Raw genomic sequence first — 20,884 nt, 5'->3', positions numbered from 1 at the left:
ATCTTCATGCAAAACCATAAACACCAACTCAACAAAAACTAAAAAACACTAATAATATATTACACCCCATAATATTTAAAACTAAGCATAACTAAAAAGAATCAAAAAATAATTATTGCACAGCCAATTATAAGTTATAAAAATCAAAGATCGTTTTGTTATTTTTCACGAAATTATTATTTAAATTATAATGAAATTAAATTAAAACTTTTAGTATGTTTAGTATCACATTATTTTCTATTGTATACTTTTGTTTTATACAATAGAAAAAAAATTATATTGTATAGGACAATATATGATTAAAAAGCTTATTTTAATTTAATAATCTTTTTCAATGATTATGTAATATTTTAACTTGTTCTTCATAGAGTTTTTTTATACAATAGAAAAAATCTTCATTTTTTTCTTTTTATTTGTCTTTATTTAATGTTTAGTTAAGGAATAGAATGTATTAATATTTATCATGTTTTATAAATAGCTATTTTTTATCTTATCCTTCTAAAATTATTTATTAATAAGTTTAACATATTTATTAATTCCGAGTAGCTATTTATAAAATATTTAAGTATTTTTAGACCTATTTAATGATTTTATCATTCTCACTGAAATAGGGATAGTTTGATATACATAGAACTATCACTTCACATGACTTTGTTAGTACTTTTACTAAATGTATTTTTCTTATAATTAAATGATTATTCTATGATTCATATTTATTAATAATCTTACTTTAAATGAATTTAATATTTTAGACCATGCTCATGCATGAGCCATAGTTTATTTAGTAATAAATTCTCAAATGTCTGAAAACAACACTAATTCATTTCTTGCTTGATATATTTCAATAAAAAAACAGGTACTCATTGATACTCATTTAATAACTATTATATTAATATTATTATCAGTACAATTAATACTAATTCTATTAAATCTTTGACACTATCTACTTTTTTAGAAATTTTCATTGATATATTGTTGTGGTAAATCATGGTCCTGATAATGCAACTGGTGTAAAGGTTAAACTTAATCTACCAGATGAATTTAAATATGCTTCATTTAATAGTGACTATGGATCATATGATCAAAACACTGGTATTTGGACAATTGGAAACTTAAATGCTGGAAAGACTATTGCTGCTGACTTTAAAGCTATAACTACTAAGAAAGGAACCTATAAAATATCTGCTAGTGTTGAATCTAATGAATTTGACATAGACAATATCACTACCAAACATAGTGTGAATATTAAAGTAGATCCAAGTAATAGTTCACAGCCTCATGAACCACAACATGTTAATGGAAAAGTAACAATGAAAAAAACAAGAATACCATTTATAATAATGATACTAATAATTTCATTATTTACATGTATCCTTGATTAGAAGAGAAAGATAATAATTCTACTAATATTGCATTATATTGAATTAACCTTCCATCATACTTTATTTTATCATGAATGGTGGGAATATTATTATAGCTATTTATTATTTTAATGAACTTATGATATCTTTCAGGGAATGAGTTGAGTTTGAATTAAACCAAAAATCTTCATCTTCAAACAAGTGATTTTTGATGGTGTTCTTTTTTTTAAAAGTTTGAAACTGTTCATATTAATAAATGTATTTCGCATGCTTAAAAGTGGTTTATTTTGGAGATAGCTTTTGATCAAACTTTTTTTAAAAGTTTGCCCATATTATAGGGAACGAGTATTTATATTACTTTTATTAGTTTTACATGAAACATTATTTTAACAGTCATATTTATTAGTATTAATAAAAACATTTATAAGATATAAAAACAATATATAATCTATAAAACATTAATTATAATTTTTTTAAAATGAGAGGGACAGATGAAAATTAACAATAATACTGAGGATAGTCTAAATAATTATCCTATTAATAAAGATACGAGCTATGAATTTAACAATTTGACTGAAAAAATTTTTATTAGCAATAGCAATGAAAAAAATATATTAAAAGGAGTTATAGTATCTTTAATGAGCATCATGTTAGTTTCACTTAGTTTAATCCCTCATAAACTTAAGAAAACTATAATTAATAGCTGGGATTTTAATAATAATCTTAATTTTAGTAAAATAGCTATTATATTATCAATAATAGCTATTTTATTTGTCAGTATTTCATCAGTTAATGCTGTAAATCTTACACTTAGTGACAGTGATAGCACAGGTATTAATGAGGCCATAGCGGATGTTAATGCTAATGGTACAGGTGTTGAGAATGTAATAACACTTAATCCAGGAAGATATAATAAGACAAATGATATTAATAATAATATCACAACAAGTGTAAATCTCACAATACAGGGAAATGGTTCAACAAACTCTGTAATAATAGATGCAAGAAATCTTGGAAGAATGTTTAGTATCACTGGTACTTGGAGTAATGTAACTTTTATAAATTTAACCTTTATAAATGGTAAGTTTACAGGTACTGGTGGCGTTATATCTAGTTCTAACTCTAAAATAACTCTAATAAATTGTAATTTCACAAATAATTCTGCTGGTAGTGGTGGTGTTATTTATAATACTGGTTCTAATTTTACTGTGACTAATTCTACTTTCACATACAATAATGCTAGTAGTGGTGGTGTTATTTATAATACTGGTGCTAATTTTACTGTGAGTAATTCTACTTTCACATACAATAATGCTAGTACTTATGGTGGTGTTATTTATAATACTGGTGGTATTGGGTTTACTGTGGGTAATTCTACTTTCACAAATAATTCTGCTAGTAGTTATGCTGGTGTTATTTATAATGCTGGTTCTAATTTTACTGTGCGTAATTCTACTTTCACGGATAATAAGGGTAGTAGTGGTGGTGTTATTTATAATACTGGTCCTAATTTTACTGTGGGTAATTCTACTTTCACATATAATAATGCTAGTAGCTGGGGTGGTGTTATTTATAATAGTGGTACTGGTTTTACTGTGGGTAATTCTTCTTTCACTTACAATAAAGCTACTAGTAGTGGTGGTGCTATTTATAATGGTGGTGGTACTAATTGTAGTGTGGGTAATTCTTCTTTCGTTGGTAATAATGCTAGTAGTGGTGGTGTTATTTATAATACTGTGGGAAATTTAGCTGCGAATTATAATCGTTTTTATAACAACACTGGTAATAATCAAGTCTATATAAATAGTGGGACTGTTAATCTTAATTATAATTGGTGGGGAAGTAATAGTGATCCTCGTGGAACCTCTGTAATGGTTGGAGGTACTTTAACTCTTTCAAATTATTTCATAGTTAATGTTACTTTGGTGGATGTTGATTATTCTCAAAATACCACGACTTTAAATTATAGTTTCCATCTTAATAATGGGGATTCTTTTAATGTTACGAATGTTCCAGTTTTCAATGGTACTGTTAGTACTACTGATGGTTATAATGATACTTATATTTCTACATTACCTGCTACTTATGTTCTTAATTTCACTCCTGATATGGGTGAATATGTGACTTTCACTGTTGATGAATTTGTATCTATTCGTTTTAACTTTTATGTTAATGCTACTGGAGGGGATGATCTTAATAATGGATCATCATGGTCTAATGCATTTAAATCTATTCAAAAAGCACTGGAAGTTGCAGGAGAGGGATCAGTTATCCGTATAGCTGGAGGTAATTATAATAATTCTGATATCACTCGAAACAATACTAACTTAACTATAAATAAAAGTGTAGTTATTATTGGTGAAACAGACCTTAGTGGAGAAGTAATATTAAATGCACTACAAGATGGAAGAATATTCAACATTATTTTTGGTTTAGATATTACATTAATTAATTTAACTTTTGCAAATGCTAAACTCACAGGTACTAATAATAATGGCAGTGCTATTTATAATAATGGTTCTAAAATCATAATAAATGGTTCTACTTTTATAAATAACACGGCTTATAGTGGTGGTGCTATTTTCAACAATAATGGAAGTAATTTTATAATTGAGAATACTAATTTTATAAACAATATTGCTGGTACTGGTTATGGTGGTGCTATTTATAATAATGGAACTAATTTCACTGTAAGTATTGGTAACACTTTTACTAATAATTCTGCTACTTATGGTGGTGCTATTTATAATACGGGTGTTAATTTTACTGTGGGTAGTGCTAGTTATTTTGTTAATAATAATGCTAGTATTGGTGGTGCTATTTATAATACGGGTGTTAATTTTACTGTGGGTAGTGCTAGTTATTTTGTTAATAATAATGCTAGTATTGGTGGTGCTATTTATAATATGGGTGTTAATTTTACTGTGGGTAATGGTGGTTCTTTTGTTAATAATAATGCTAGTGATAGTAATGGTGCTATTTGTAATAATGGTGGAAGTTTAACTGTAAATTATAATCGTTTTTATAATAACACTGGTAATGCTCAGGTTTATGTATCTAGTGGGACTGTTAATCTTAATTATAATTGGTGGGGAAGTAATAGTGATCCTCGTGGGATTTCTGTGAGAGTTGGAGGTACTTTAACTCTTTCAAATTATTTCATAGTTAATGTTACTTTGGTGGATGTTGATTATTCTCAAAATACCACGACCTTAAATTATAGTTTCCATCTTAATAATGGGGATGCTTTTAATGTTACAAATGTTCCAGTTTTCAATGGTACTGTTAGTACTACTGATGGTTATAATAATAATTATATTTCTACATTACCTGTTACTTATGTTCTTAATTTCACTCCCGATATGAGTGAACATGTGACTTTCACTGTTGATGGATTTGTATCTGCTCTTTTTAACTTTTATGTTAATGCTACGGGGGGAGATGATCTTAATAGTGGTTCATCATGGTCTGATGCATTTAAATCTATTCAAAAAGCATTGGAAGTTACAGGAGATGGGTCAGTTATCCATATAGCTGGAGGTAATTATAATAATTCCAATGGTATCACTCTAAACAATACTAACTTAACTATAGGTAGAAATATAGTTATTATTGGTGAAACAGACCTTAGTGGAGAAGTAATATTAAATGCACTACAAGATGGAAGAATATTCTACATCAGCCCAGGTTTAGATATTACATTAGTTAATTTAACTTTTGCAAATGCTAAACTCACAGGTACTAATTATGGTGGTGCTATTTATAATAATGGTTCTGAGATCACAATAAATGGTTCTACTTTTATAAATAACACAGCTTATAGTGGAGGAGCTATTTACAATAATAATGGAAGTAATTTTATAATTGAGAATACTAACTTTATAAATAATTCTGCTGGTAGTTATGGTGGGGTTATTTATAATAGTGGTGCTAATTTTACTGTGGGTAATGGTAGTTATTTTGTTAATAATTCTGCTGGTAGTGGTGGTGTTATTTATAATAGTGGTGCTAATTTTACTGTGGGTGATGGTAGTTCTTTTGTTAATAATTCTGCTGGTAGTTATGGTGGGGTTATTTATAATAGTGGTGCTAATTTTACTGTGGGTGATGGTAGTTCTTTTGTTAATAATTCTGCTGGTAGTGGTGGTGTTATTTATAATAGTGGTGCTAATTTTACTGTGGGTAATGGTAGTTCTTTTGTTAATAATTCTGCTGGTAGTGGTGGTGTTATTTATAATAGTGGTGCTAATTTCATGGTGTTTAGTGCTAGTTCTTTTGTTAATAATTCTGCTGGTAGTTATGGTGGTGTTATTTATAATAGTGGTGCTAATTTTACTGTGGGTGATGGTAGTTCTTTTGTTAATAATTCTGCTGGTAGTGGTGGTGCTATTTATAATAGTGGTGGAAGTTTAAATGTGAATTATAATCGTTTTTATAATAACACTGGTGATACTCAGGTTTATATATATAGTGGGACTGTTGATCTTAATTATAATTGGTGGGGAAGTAATAGTGATCCTCGTGGGATTTCTGTGAGAGTTGGAGGGACTTTAACTCTTTTAAATTATTTCATAGTTAATGTTACTTTGGTGGATGTTGATTATTCTCAAAATACCACGACTTTAAATTATAGTTTCCATCTTAATAATGGGGATGCTTTTAATGTTACGAATGTTCCAGTTTTCAATGGTACTGTTAGTACTACTGATGGTTATAATAATGCTTATATTTCTACATTGCTTGTTACTTATGTTCTTAATTTCACTCCTGATATGGGTGAATATGTGACCTTTACTGTTGATGGATTTGTATCTGTTCTTTTTAACTTTTATGTTAATGCTACTGGTGGAGATGATCTTAATACTGGTTCATCATGGTCTGATGCATTTAAATCTATTCAAAAAGCATTGGAAGTTGCAGGGGATGGGTCAGTTATCCGTATAGCTGGAGGTAATTATAATAATTCCAATGGAGTCACTCGAAACAATACTAATTTAACTATAAATAAAAGTGTAGTTATTATTGGTGAAACAGATTTCAGTGGAGAAGTAATATTAAATGCACTACAAGATGGAAGAATATTCTACATCAGCCCAGGTTTAGATATTACATTAGTTAATTTAACTTTTGCAAATGCTAAACTCACAGGTACTAATAATAATGGTAGTGCTATTTATAATAATGGTTCTAAGATCACAATAAATGGTTCTACTTTTATAAATAACACAGCTTACAGTGGAGGTGCTATTTATAATAATAATGGAAGTAATTTTATAATTGAGAATACTAATCTTATAAACAATACTGCTAGTACTGCTTATGGTGGCGCTATTTATAATATTGGTCTCAACTTTATTGTAAGCACTGGTAATACTTTTTCTAACAATTCTGCTAATTATGGGGGGGCTATTTATAATAATGGTACTAATTTTACTGTAGGTATGAGTAATGATTTTATTAATAATTCTGCTGGTAGTGGTGGTGTTATTTATAATAATGGTACTAATTTTACTGTGGTTAATGGTAGTTCTTTTGTTAATAATTCTGCTAGTAGTTATGGTGGTGTTATTTATAATAATGGTACTAATTTTACTGTGGTTAATGGTAGTTCTTTTGTTAATAATTCTGCTGGTAGTTATGGTGGTGTTATTTATAATACTGGTCTTAATTTTGTGGTTAATGGTAGTTCTTTTGTTAATAATTCTGCTGGTAGTTATGGTGGGGTTATTTATAATACTGGTGCTAATTTTACTGTGAGTAATTCTTTTTTCATATACAATAAGGCTAATAATTATGGTGGTGTTATTTATAATACTGTTGCTAATTTTACTGTGAGTAATTCTTCTTTCACATGCAATAATGTTACTACTGGTAGTGGTGGTGTTATTTATAATACTGGTGCTAATTTTACTGTGAGTAGTGGTACTTTTGTTAATAATTCTGCTAATAATAATTATTATGGTGGTGTTATTTATAATAGTGGTGCTAATTTTGTTGTGGGTAGTGGTAGTTCTTTTGTTAATAATTCTGCTGGCAGTGGTGGTGCTATTCGTAATGAAGGTGGTTCTAATTTTGTTGTGAGTAATTCTTCTTTCACTGGTAATAATGCTAGTTCTCAGGGCAGCGCTATTTATAATTATGGGGGAAGTTTAACTGTGAATTATAATCGTTTTTATAATAACACTGGTACTCAGGTTTATGTAAGTAGTGGAACTGTTAATCTTAATTATAATTGGTGGGGAAGTAATATTAATCCTAATGGGACATCTGTAAGAGTTGGAGGGACTTTAACTCTTTCAAATTATTTCATAGTTAATATTACTTTGGTGGATGTTAATTATTCTCAAAATACCTCAACCTTAAATTATAGTTTCCATCTTAATAATGGGGATGCTTTTAATGTTACAAATGTCCCAGTTTTCAATGGTACTGTTAGTACTACTGATGGTTATAATGATAATTATATTTCTACATTGCCTGCTATTTATGTTCTTAATTTCACTCCTGATATGAGTGAGCATGTAACTTTTACTGTTGATGGATTTGTATCTGTTCTTTTTAGCTTTTATGTTAATGCTACGGGGGGAGATGATCTTAATACTGGTTCATCATGGGCTGATGCATTTAAATCTATTCAAAAAGCATTGGAAGTTGCAGGGGAGGGGTCAGTTATCCGTATAGCTGGAGGTAATTATAATAATTCCAATGGAATCACTCTAAACAATACTAATTTAACTATAAATAAAAGTGTAGTTATTATTGGTGAAACAGATCTCAGTGGAGAAGTAATATTAAATGCACTACAAGATGGAAGAATATTCAACATCAGCTATGGTTTAGATATTACATTAATTAATTTAACTTTTGCAAATGCTAAAATTACAGGTACTAATAATAATGGTAGTGCTATTCACAATAATGGTTCTAAAATCACAATAAATGGTTCTACTTTTATAAATAACACAGCTTATAGTGGAGGTGCTATTTATAATAATAATGGAAGTAATTTTATAATTGGGAATACTAATTTTACAAACAATACTGCTAATACTGGTTATGGTGGTGCTATTTACAATAATAATGGAACTAATTTCACTGTAAGTAATGGTAACACTTTCACATACAATAAGGCTAGTGGTTATTATGGTGGTGCTATTTACAATAATAATGGAACTAATTTCACTGTGACTAATTCTACTTTCACATACAACAATGCATCATATGGTGGTGCTATTTCTAATAATGGTGCTAATTTTACTGTGAGTAATTCTTCTTTCACATACAATAATGTTAGTGGTTTGGGTGGTGTTATTTACAATACTGGTGCTAATTTCAATGTGACTAATGATAATTATTTTGTTAATAATTCTGCTAGTAGTTATGGTGGTGTTATTTATAATAGTGGTACTGGCTTTGTTGTGGGTAATGGTAGTTCTTTTGTTAATAATTCTGCTAGTAGTTATGGTGGTGTTATTTATAATAGTGGTATTGGCTTTGTTGTGGGTAATGGTAGTTCTTTTGTTAATAATTTTGCTAGTAATGGTGGTGCTATTTATAATGCTGGAGGAAGTTTAACTGTGAATTATAATCGTTTTTATAATAACACTGGTACTCAGGTTTATGTAAGTAGTGGAACTGTTAATCTTAATTATAATTGGTGGGGAAGTAATATTAATCCTAATGGGACATCTGTAAGAGTTGGAGGGACTTTAACTCTTTCAAATTATTTCATAGTTAATATTACTTTGGTGGATGTTAATTATTCTCAAAATACCTCAACCTTAAATTATAGTTTCCATCTTAATAATGGGGATTCTTTTAATGTTACAAATGTTCCAGTTTTCAATGGTACTGTTAGTACTACTGATGGTTATAATGATAATTATATTTCGACATTACCTGTTACTTATGTTCTTAATTTCACTCCTGATATGGGTGAATTTGTGACTTTCACTGTTGATGGGTTTGTATCTACTCTTTTTAACTTTTATGTTAATGCTACAGGGGGAGATGATCTTAATAATGGATCATCATGGTCTAATGCGTTCAAATCTATTCAAAAAGCACTAGAAGCTGCAGGAGACGGGTCAATTATCCATATAGCTGGAGGTAATTATAATAATTCCAATGGCATCACTCTAAACAATACCAACTTAACTATAAATAAAAATGTAGTTATTATTGGTGAAACAGAACTTAGTGGGGAAGTAATATTGGATGCACTACAAAATGGGAGAATATTCAACATTAGTGCTGGTTTAGATATTACATTAGTTAATTTAACTTTTGCAAATGCTAAACTTACAGGTACTAATAATAATGGTAGTGCTATTTATAATAATGGTTCTAAAATCACAATAAACGGCTCTACTTTTATAAATAACACAGCTTATAGTGGGGGAGCTATTTACAGTAATAATGGAAGTAGTTTCATAATTGAGAATACTAATTTTATAAACAATACTGCTAGTTCTGGTTATGGTGGTGCTATTTATAATAGTAATGGAAGTAGTTTTATAATTGGGACTACTAATTTTATAAACAATACTGCTAGTTCTGGTTATGGTGGTGCTATTTATAATATTGCTGATAATTTCACTGTAGGTATTGGTAACAATTTCACGTACAATAAGGCTAGTTCTGGTGGCGTTATTTATAATAGTGGTGCTAATTTTACTCTTGGTAATGGTAGTTCTTTTGTTAATAATTCTGCTAATAATTATTATTCTGGTGGTGTTATTTATAATAGTGGTGCTAATTTTGTTGTGGGTAATGGTAGTTCTTTTGTTAATAATTCTGCTGCCAGTGGTGGTGTTATTTATAATAGTGGTGCTAATTTTGTTGTGGGTAATGGTAGTTCTTTTGTTAATAATTCTGCTGCCAGTGGTGGTGTTATTTATACGGGTGGTGCTAATTTTGTTGTGGGTAATGGTAGTTCTTTTGTTAATAATTCTGCTAGTAATGGTAGTGCTATTTATAATAATGGAGGAAGTTTAACTGTAAATTATAATCGTTTTTATAATAACATTACTAATGCTCAGGTTTATGTAAGTAGTGGAACTGTTAATCTTAATTATAATTGGTGGGGGAGTAATATTAATCCTAATGGAACATCTGTAAGAGTTGGAGGGACTTTAACTCTTTCAAATTATTTCATAGTTAATATTACTTTGGTGGATGTTAATTATTCTCAAAATACCTCAACCTTAAATTATAGTTTCCATCTTAATAATGGGGATTCTTTTAATGTTACGAATGTTCCAGTTTTCAATGGTACTGTTAGTACTACTGATGGTTATAATGATAATTATATTTCTACATTACCTGCTACTTATGTTCTTAATTTCACTCCTTATATGGAGGAATTCGTGACTTTTACTGTTGATGGGTTTGTATCTACTCTTTTTAGCTTTTATGTTAATGTTACGGGGGGAGATGATCTTAATAATGGATCATCATGGTCTAATGCATTTAAATCTATTCAAAAAGCACTGGAGATTGCAGGGGATGGGTCAATTATCCATATAGCTGGGGGTAATTATAATAATTCCAATGGTATTGCCCTAAACAATACTAACTTAACTATAAATAAAAATATAGTTATTATTGGTGAAACAGATCTTAGTGGAGAAATAATATTAGATGCCCTACAAAATGGAAGAATATTCAACATCATTTCTGGTTTAGATATTACATTAATTAATTTAACTCTTGCAAATGCTAAACTCACAGGTACTAATAATAATGGTAGTGCTATTTATAATAATGGTTCTAAGATCACAATAAACGGCTCTACTTTTATAAATAACACAGCTTATGGTGGAGGTGCTATTTATAATAATAATGGAAGTAATTTTATAATTGAGAATACTAATTTTACAAACAATACTGCTAATACTGGTTATGGTGGCGCTATTTACAATAATAATGGAACTAATTTCACTGTAGGTATTGGTAACACTTTCACATACAATAATGCTAGTGGTTATGGAGGTGTTATTTATAATACTGGTGCTAATTTCAGTGTGAGTAATTCTATTTTCACATACAATAAGGCTAATAGTTATGGTGGTGTTATTTATAATACTGGTGCTAATTTCAGTGTGAGTAATTCTATTTTCACATACAATAAGGCTAATAGTTATGGTGGTGTTATTTATAATACTGGTGCTAATTTCAGTGTGGGTAATTCTACTTTTACATACAATAATGCTAGTACTAATGGTGGTGTTATTTATAATGGTGGCACTAATTTCAGTGTGAGTAATTCTACTTTTACATATAATAATGCTAGTACTAATGGTGGTGTTATTTATAATGGTGGTGCTAATTTTGTTGTGGGTAATGGTAGTTCTTTTGTTAACAATAATGCTGGTTATGGTGGTGTTATTTTTAATACTGGTAATTCTTTTGCTGTGAGAAATTCTACTTTTAATAGTAATAATGCTAGTACTAGTGGTGGTGTTATTTATAACAATGGTACTGGTTTTGTTGTGGGTAATGGTAGCTCTTTTGTTAATAATTCTGCTAATACTGGTGGTGCTATTTATAATACTGTGGGAAGCTTAACTGTGAATTATAATCGTTTTTACAATAACGCTGGTACTCAGGTTTATTTAAATAATGGAACTGTTAATCTTAATTATAATTGGTGGGGAAGTAATGTTAATCCTAGTGGAACATCTGTAAGAGTTGGAGGGAATTTAACTCTTTCAAATTATTTTATAGTTAATATTAGTTTGGTGGGTGTTGATTATTCTCAAAATACTACTACCTTAAATTATAGTTTCAGTCTTAATAATGCTGGTACTTTTAATGTTACAAATGTTCCAGTCTTTAATGGTACTGTTATTAGTAGTGATGGTTATAATGATACTTATATTTCTACATTATCTGCTACATATGTTCTTAATTTCACTCCTGATATGGAAGAATTTGTAACTTTTACTGTTGATGGATTTGTATATACTTTTTCTAACTTTTATGTTAATGCTACTGGAGGTAATGATCTTAATAATGGATCATCATGGTCTAATGCATTTAAATCTATTCAAAAAGCACTGGAAGCTGCAGGATATGGGTCAATTATTCATATAGCTGGAGGTAATTATAATAATTCCAATGGTATCACTCAAAACAATACCAACTTAACTATAAATAAAAGTGTAGTTATTATTGGTGAAACAGGTCTTAGTGGAGAAGTAATATTAGATGCATTACAAGATGGAAGAATATTCTACATCAGCCCTAGTTTAGATATTACATTAATTAATTTAACTTTTGCCAATGCTAATATGTCAAATAATTATGGTGGTGCTATTTATATTAATGGTTCTAAAGTCATAATAAATGGTTCTACTTTTATAAATAACACAGCTATTCATGGGGGAGCCATTTTTAACAGTAATGGAACTACTTTTATAATTGAGAATACTAATTTTATAAATAATGCTGGTAATATTAGTTATGGTGGTGCTATTTATAACAATGGTACTAATTTCACTGTAATCAATGGTAGTACTTTTGTTAATAATTCTGCTAGCTATGGTGGTGTTATTTATAACTCTAACAGTTCAAGCATTTTAAACATAATAAATTCAACATTTATAAATAACACTGGATCTACTGGTGGAGCAATTTATGACAGAGGAGATAATTCTACTATAATTAATAGTAGTTTTTTTAATAACACAGGTAGTAGTGGTGGTGCAATTTACACAGGAGCTAATTCTACTATAATTAATAGTAGTTTTTTTAATAACACAGCAACAAATAGTGGTGGTGCAATATATAATAGTTTCCCAAATTTAAACTTAACTGGTAATTATTTTATTAATAACACTGCAAAAGGAGAGGGAGGAGCTATTTATACAATAAATAATGGAATTAATATAAATTATAATATAATTTATAATAATAACAACAATGGAACTTCCCAGATTTATGTAAGTAGTGGATCTACAAATTTGGACTACAATTGGTGGGGAAACAACCACGGTCCACATTCATTTATGAAAAAAGGCAGCAGTGCAACATTAACCTTAAATAACTACTTTATACTCAATATAACTCCAACAGAAATAAACAATCCAATAGGATACACTACATTCAATTACAAATTACAGCTTAATAATAGTGACAACTTTGATTTAAGTAGATTACCAGATTTTAACGGAACAATATCATTTAAAGATAATCGAGAGGATATAATTTTCAATGGAAAGTTGAACAATAGCTATTTATTTGATGTTACACCTGAAAGTAGTAATAAAGTGAAATTTAGTGCGATTGGTTTTGATTTAATACTATTTAATAATGATAATATAGTATATGTTAATTCTACTGGTGGAAGTGATGATAATTATGGAGGTAGTTGGGATGATGCAGTAGCAACAATAGAAAAAGCTCTTGCATATGTATCAAACGGAGGAACAATCTATATAGCAGGAAACAGATATAATGTCACTAATATTGCAATTGATAAAAATGTGACTATAATTGGTGCAAGTGCTCTTAGTGGTGAAGTTGTACTTGATGCCTTAAATAATGCTAGAATATTCAATATATTAAGTGGATTAAATGTTATAATTAAGAATATAACTTTTATAAATGGGGGATTAAACAATTTAACTGGTTCTAGTGGAGCAATATATAATACAGGGAATTTAACCATAATGAACTCTAGATTTATAAATAACACTGGATCTACTGGTGGAGCAATATATAATGCAGGGAATTTAACCATAATGAACTCTAGATTTATAAATAACACTGGAACTAATGGTGGAGCAATTTATAACATAGGAGATAATTTTACTATAATTAATAGTAGCTTTTTTAATAACACAGCAAAGAATAATGGTGGTGCAATATATAATACTGGAGTAAATTTCACACTAACTGGTAATTCTTTTGTTAATAATACTGGAATAAATGGGTCAGCTATTTACACTAATGGTAATGGAAGTACTATAAATTACAACCTGATTTATAATAATAACAATATTAATAATACTGATCAATTTTACATAAATGGTGGAAGTGCAAATGTAAATTATAATTGGTGGGGAAACAACAACAATCCACAAGATTTATCTGTAAAAAGAGGTAGTGGAACATTAACCTTAAATAATTATTTTATACTCAATATAACTTCAACAGAAATAAACAATCCAATAGGATACACTACATTCAATTACAAATTACAGCTTAATAATAGTGACAACTTTGATTTAAGTAGATTACCAGATTTTAACGGAACAATATCATTTAAAGATAATCGAGAGGATATAATTTTCAATGGAAAGTTAAACAACAGTAATTTATTTGATATTGTCCCTGAAAGCACAAATAAAGTGAAATTTGCTGCCATTGGTTTTGAAGTAGTACCATTTAATAATATAGTATATGTTAATTCTACTGGTGGAAATGATGATAATCATGGAAGTAGTTGGGATGATGCAGTAGCAACAATAGAAAAGGCTCTTGCATATGTATCAGATGGGGGAACAATCTATATAGCAGGAAACAGATATAATGTCACTGATGTTGCAATTGATAAAAATGTGACTATAATTGGTGCAAGTGCTCTTAGTGGCGAGGTTGTACTTGATGCCTTAAATAATGGTAGAATATTCAATATATTAAGTGGATCAAATGTTATAATTAAGAATATAACTTTTGTAAATGGAGAAGTAAATAATTTCACTGGAACGTCTGGTGGAGCAATATATAATGCAGGAAATTTAACCATAATGAACTCAATATTTGTAAATAACACAGCAAATACTGGTGGGGCAGTATATAGAAATGGATATACAATAACTTCGATATTTATAAACTCAACATTTATAAATAACACAGCAAGCTATGGTGGGGCAATAAATGGAGCTTCAAACATAGTAAACTCAACATTTATAAATAACACAGCAACTAGTGGTGGGGCAGTATATGGAAGTGTAAATGTAGCAAACTCAATATTTATAAATAACACAGCAACTAGTGGTGAGGGTGGAGCGATAGATGGAAGTGGAAACATAGCAAATTCAATATTTATAAATAACAAAGCAGATCGTGGTGGGGCAGTATATGCTGGTTCTGAAGCTGAATTTAGAAGCATAGTAAACTCAACATTTATAAATAACACAGCAAGTACTGGTGGAGCAATTTACAATAGTTTTGTTCTTTATTTAACTATATCTAATAGCAGTTTTTTCAATAACACAGCAACAACATACTCTGGTGGTGCAATTTATAGTATGGGGTCATATTTAAACATAACTCGTAATTATTTTATTAATAATTCTGCAAGAAGTGATGGTGGAGCTATTTACCTTTGGAGTAGTACTGGAAATTCTGTAAATTACAACTTGATTAGTAATAATAGTAACAATGGAAGTTATCAACTTTATGTGAGTTATAGTAGTGGAACTACAAATGCAAACTATAATTGGTGGGGAAACAACAATGACCCGCGTTTATCATCCGCAAGAAATGACACTGGAATATTAATCTTAACTAATTATTTTCTAATGTATTTCAATCAAACAGAAATAAATAATCCAACAGGATACAGTACATTTAGTTATACATTCTACCTTAACAACAGTGACCCTGTAGATTTAAATAGATTGCCATGTTTCTGTGGAAATATATCATTCAATAATGATCAAGAAGACATAATTTTCAGTGGAAAACTAAATCACACATATGTGCTTGGGGTTACACCTGAAAGCGATACTCAGATAAATTTTACTCTTATCTTTTGTGGTAATTGTATGGGTAGTGGTATGGCTAATTCTGGTAATGATAATGTTAATGTGACTGTTGTTAAGGTTTCTAATGCTAGTAGTGGGGTTGTGAATATTGGTGATTTGGTTATTTATACTATTACTGTGACTAACAATGTTAATGTGACTATTATTAAGGTCTCCAATGCAACAGCAATAACTCATGTAGGAGACAACATAACTTACACAATTACAGTAACAAATAATGGTTTGTCTAATGCTACTGGAGTATATGTAACAGATATTTTAGATTACAATAAATTACAATTCAACTCTGCAAATGCAACAAAAGGAACATATGATAATACTACAGGTAAATGGACAATCGGAGAACTTAATCCAAGTCAAACAGTAATATTAACAATAAATGTAAGAATAATAAACAATGGAACAGTTAATAATCTAGCAAACATAACCACAGACCAAATAAACATAGCTATAAATGAAAGCAATTACACATTCACAGCATACAATGATCTAGATGTTTATGTCAATGCAACAGGAGGACTAGACACTAATGAAGGCATAAATTGGGATAATGCATTACAATCTATACAAAGGGCATTAGAAATAGTAAAAACTGGCGGAACAATACACATAGCAGGGAACAACTACAATAATGCCAATGGAATATTAAGAAACAACACTAACTTAACCATAAACAAAACTGTAACATTACTTGGTTATACAGTATTAAGTGGAGAAGTAATAATAGATGCACTAAATAATGGAAGAATATTCCTTATTAATAATGGTTTAAATGTTACATTAATTAATTTAACTTTTGTAAATGGTAATCTCACAGGCACTAATAATAATGGTGGTGCTATTTATAATAATGGTTCTAAAATCCTAATAATAGGCTCTAATTTTATAAACAACATTGCTTATAGTGGTGGTGCTATTTATAACAATAATGGACCTAATTTCATTATAAGTGAAAATACTAGTTTTATTAATAATGCTGCTAGTCGTGAGGGTGGTGCTATTTATAACAATAATGGACCTAATTTCATTATAAGTGAAAATACTAGTTTTATTAATAATACTGCTAGTCGTGATGGTGGTGCTATTAATAATGATAATGGTGTTAATTTTAGTGTGAGTAGTTCTAGCTTCACTGGTAATAATGCAAGTAATAATGGTGGTGCTATTTCTAATTTTGGTGGTGTTAATTTTAGTGTGAGTAGTTCTAGCTTCACTGGTAATAATGCTACTAATTATGGTGGTGCTATTAATAATGATGCTGCTAATTTTAGTGTGAGTGCTTCTAGTTTTATTAATAATGCTGCTTATGATGGTGGTGCTATTTACAATTGGTATAGTAATAATTTTAGTGTGAGTAATTCTAATTTCACTGGTAATAATGCTAGTTCTGGTGGTGCTATTTATAATAGGAATGGGGATAATTTTAGTGTGAGTAATTCTAATTTCACTGGTAATAATGCTACTAATTATGGTGGTGCTATTTATGATGGTGGGGATAATTTTAGTGTGAGTGATTCTAATTTCATTGGTAATAATGCATCTAGTGGTGGTGCTATTAGGAATGCTGGTGACAATTTTAATGTGTTTAATTCTATTTTTAATGGTAATAAAGCTATTACTAATGGTGGTGCGGTTTCTAATAACAATGGTACTAGCTTTACTGTAAGTAATTCTAATTTCACAAATAATTCTGCTAGTAATGGTGGTGTTATTTATAATACTGGTGCTAACTTTAGTATAAATAATTCTACTTTCAAAAATAATTCTGCTAGTAATGGTGGTGTTATTTATAATACTCTTGGTGATAATTTTGGTGTGAGTAATTCTACTTTCACTGATAATACTGCTAATTCAGGCGGTGCTATTTATAATACTGGTGTTAATTTAACTATAGCTAATTCTGATTTTACAAATAATTCTGCTAATAGTCAAGGTGGAGTTATTCGTAGTAGTGCAGATAATTTAAGTATAAGTGGTTCTCAGTTCACTGGTAATATTGCAAATAGTAGTGGTGGTGTTATTTATAGTGATGGAGATAATTTCAATGTAATTAATTCTACTTTCACAGATAATTCTGCTAATACTCAAGGTGGAGCTATTCGTAACAATGGTGTTAATTGTACTATAATTAATTCTAATTTTATGAATAATACTGATGTTACTGATAGTGGTGGTGCTGTTTATAATTTTGCTGGTGCTAATTTAAATATAAGTGGTTCTAACTTTACTTTTAATAGTGCTAAGGCTAGTGGTGGTGCTATTTATAGCCTTGCTGCTGGTGTTAATATTACTATAACTAATTCTAATTTTGTTTCCAATAGTGCTAATAGTACTATTAATGGTGGTGGTGCTATTTATAGTGGAGGTAATGGTTTAAGTATAAATGGTTCTACTTTTGATAATAATACTGTAAGTACTAATGGTGGTGCTATTTATAATGCTGGTGTTAATTTAAGTATAAATAATTCTAACTTTACTTCTAATGGTGCTAGGGGTAGTGGTGGTGCTATTTATAACTCTGCTACTACTGATAATCCTATTATAATTAATTCTAATTTCTTTTCTAATAATGCTAATAGTACTATTAATGGTGGTGGTGCTATTTATAGTGGAGGTAATGGTTTAAGTATAAATAATTCTAACTTTACTTCTAATAGTGCTAGTAGGGGTGGTGCTATTTATAATAGTGGTAGTAATTTAATTGTGAATAACTCTAAATTTTCGAGTAATAGTCACATGGCTATTTATACGTTAAATAATCAGACTTTTATTAATAATAATTCATTTAATGATAATAATGGTGTTTTAGGAATTGGTTTTAATGATTCAACTATTGATTTAAATAGCTATCTATTAAGTAATAATACAATAACGAATAATGATATTGTTCTGCTTGTTGATGGTTTTAGGAATAATATTTCTAATGGTTCTATTATTGGAAATAATAACTCAAGAGGAATATTTGTAAATGGACACAATAACAATTTCTCTAACATTACTATAGCTAATTTAAAAGTTGGTTTGACTTTTAATACAACTAACAGTGGTAATATATTAACTAATGCTACAATTAGTGGTAATGAGATTGGTATATATATGTTAGGTTCTAATGATACTGTTATGAGTTCAACTATAGTTAATAATACTATTGTTGGTATTAATATAATAGGAGATAATAATACTGTTCAGTATAATCGTATTTATAATAATACTTTGGGATTTAATAATTCTGGTACTTATACTAATGTTAATTTTAATTGGTGGGGATTAAATAACATCGCTGGTCAATATACCAATAGTGGTGTTGATTTCAACTTAACCTATTGGTATGTCCTTGAATTATCATTGAACAATACATTTTACACAACTACAAATGATACAAGAAATTACACTAAAAATCAAAGTGCTAACTTAAGTTATAATTTATCACTTAATATTCCAGTAAACAATACTCCAAACTTACTTCCTTACTTTGAAGTAACCATATTAATTAGAAACAGTACAGACATTGTTAACAATTTAACTGGAGATATTAGAAACATTAGTTTAAGTGAATCTGTAGTCATCAATGATCCTAATGCAGAATACTCAATTAACACATTATCTGATAATGAAGATGTTATCTTAACCCTTATCGGTGAAGATATCGATTATACAGTTAATGTAAGTGTTGTGAAAGTTGCAAATATTAGTGGGAATGTTCATGTTGGAGACAATGTAACCTACACAATAACTGTAACCAATCACGGAACCTTAAATAATGCAACAGGGGTCTTTGTAGAAGATCTAATTAATTACAATAAAGTACAATATCTTAACTCAACTGCAAGCAAAGGAATATATAACTATGGTACTGGAATATGGGATATTGGAACACTAGAAACAGGAGAAACAGTAACATTAACCGTTAATGTAACCATAACTGGAACTGGAATTTTAAACAACACTGCAATAGTTGCAACAGATGAAAATAACACAAATAACAACACTACAAGCACAGTAATACTAAACATCACTGATGTGGACATATCAATAGTTAAAATAGCTAACACAACAGGGACCATGAAAATTGGAGACAATATAACTTACACAATTAATGTAACAAACAATGGAGAAAGCAGTGGAACAGGAATTTATGTAACTGATATCTTAGATAGTAATAAAGTAAAATTTATAAATGCAACTGCATCTATTGGAACATACAACAACATAACAGGAAATTGGACAATCGGCAACCTACTTCCAGGACAATCAGCAATACTAACAATCAATGTAACAATAATAGGAAATAACTCAGTAACCAACACCGCAAATGTCACCACTGACCAAAAAAATATCAACAATCAAAATGAAAGCACAATAACAACCGACATATCTGATGATGTAAATATAACTCTTATTAAGATATCTAACACTACAGGAACAGCAAACATCGGCGATACAATAAAATACACAATTACAGTTACAAACAAAGGACTAACTAATGCAACAGGTGTCTTTGTAACTGACAAATTGAATACTTCAATGTTGAGTTTTGTAAGTAGTAATGGTTCTTATGATAATAATGCTGGTATTTGGACTATCGGTAATTTAGGTGCTGGTGAAACGGTTGCTTTGGATATTACTGTTGTTATTATTGGTAATGGTACAGTTATTAATACTGCGAGTGTGACTGTGGATCAGAATAATACTAATGTGGATAATGGGTCTGATAATGAAACTATTAATGTGAGTAATAATGTTAAT

The 20,884-nt window shown here is 29.3% G+C and carries 2 protein-coding genes; both read left to right on the top strand.

All coding sequences use genetic code 11. From position 1 onward, the window contains the following. Positions 1-977: 977 nt before the first annotated feature. Positions 978-1,382 (top strand): DUF11 domain-containing protein, encoded by a 405-nt coding sequence (locus tag MBFIL_RS05490; RefSeq protein WP_066972233.1) that lies wholly within the window; start codon positions 978-980, stop codon positions 1,380-1,382. Between the two features lie 470 nt (positions 1,383-1,852). Further along, on the top strand, positions 1,853-20,884 hold a 19,032-nt coding region (locus tag MBFIL_RS05485), incomplete at its 3' end, for a right-handed parallel beta-helix repeat-containing protein (protein WP_084266314.1).

The organism is Methanobrevibacter filiformis, from assembly GCF_001639265.1.
Taxonomy (GTDB): Archaea; Methanobacteriota; Methanobacteria; order Methanobacteriales; family Methanobacteriaceae; genus Methanacia; species Methanacia filiformis.
Note: the sequence above shows the minus strand (reverse complement) of the source record. Positions and strands in the feature narration are given on the sequence as shown.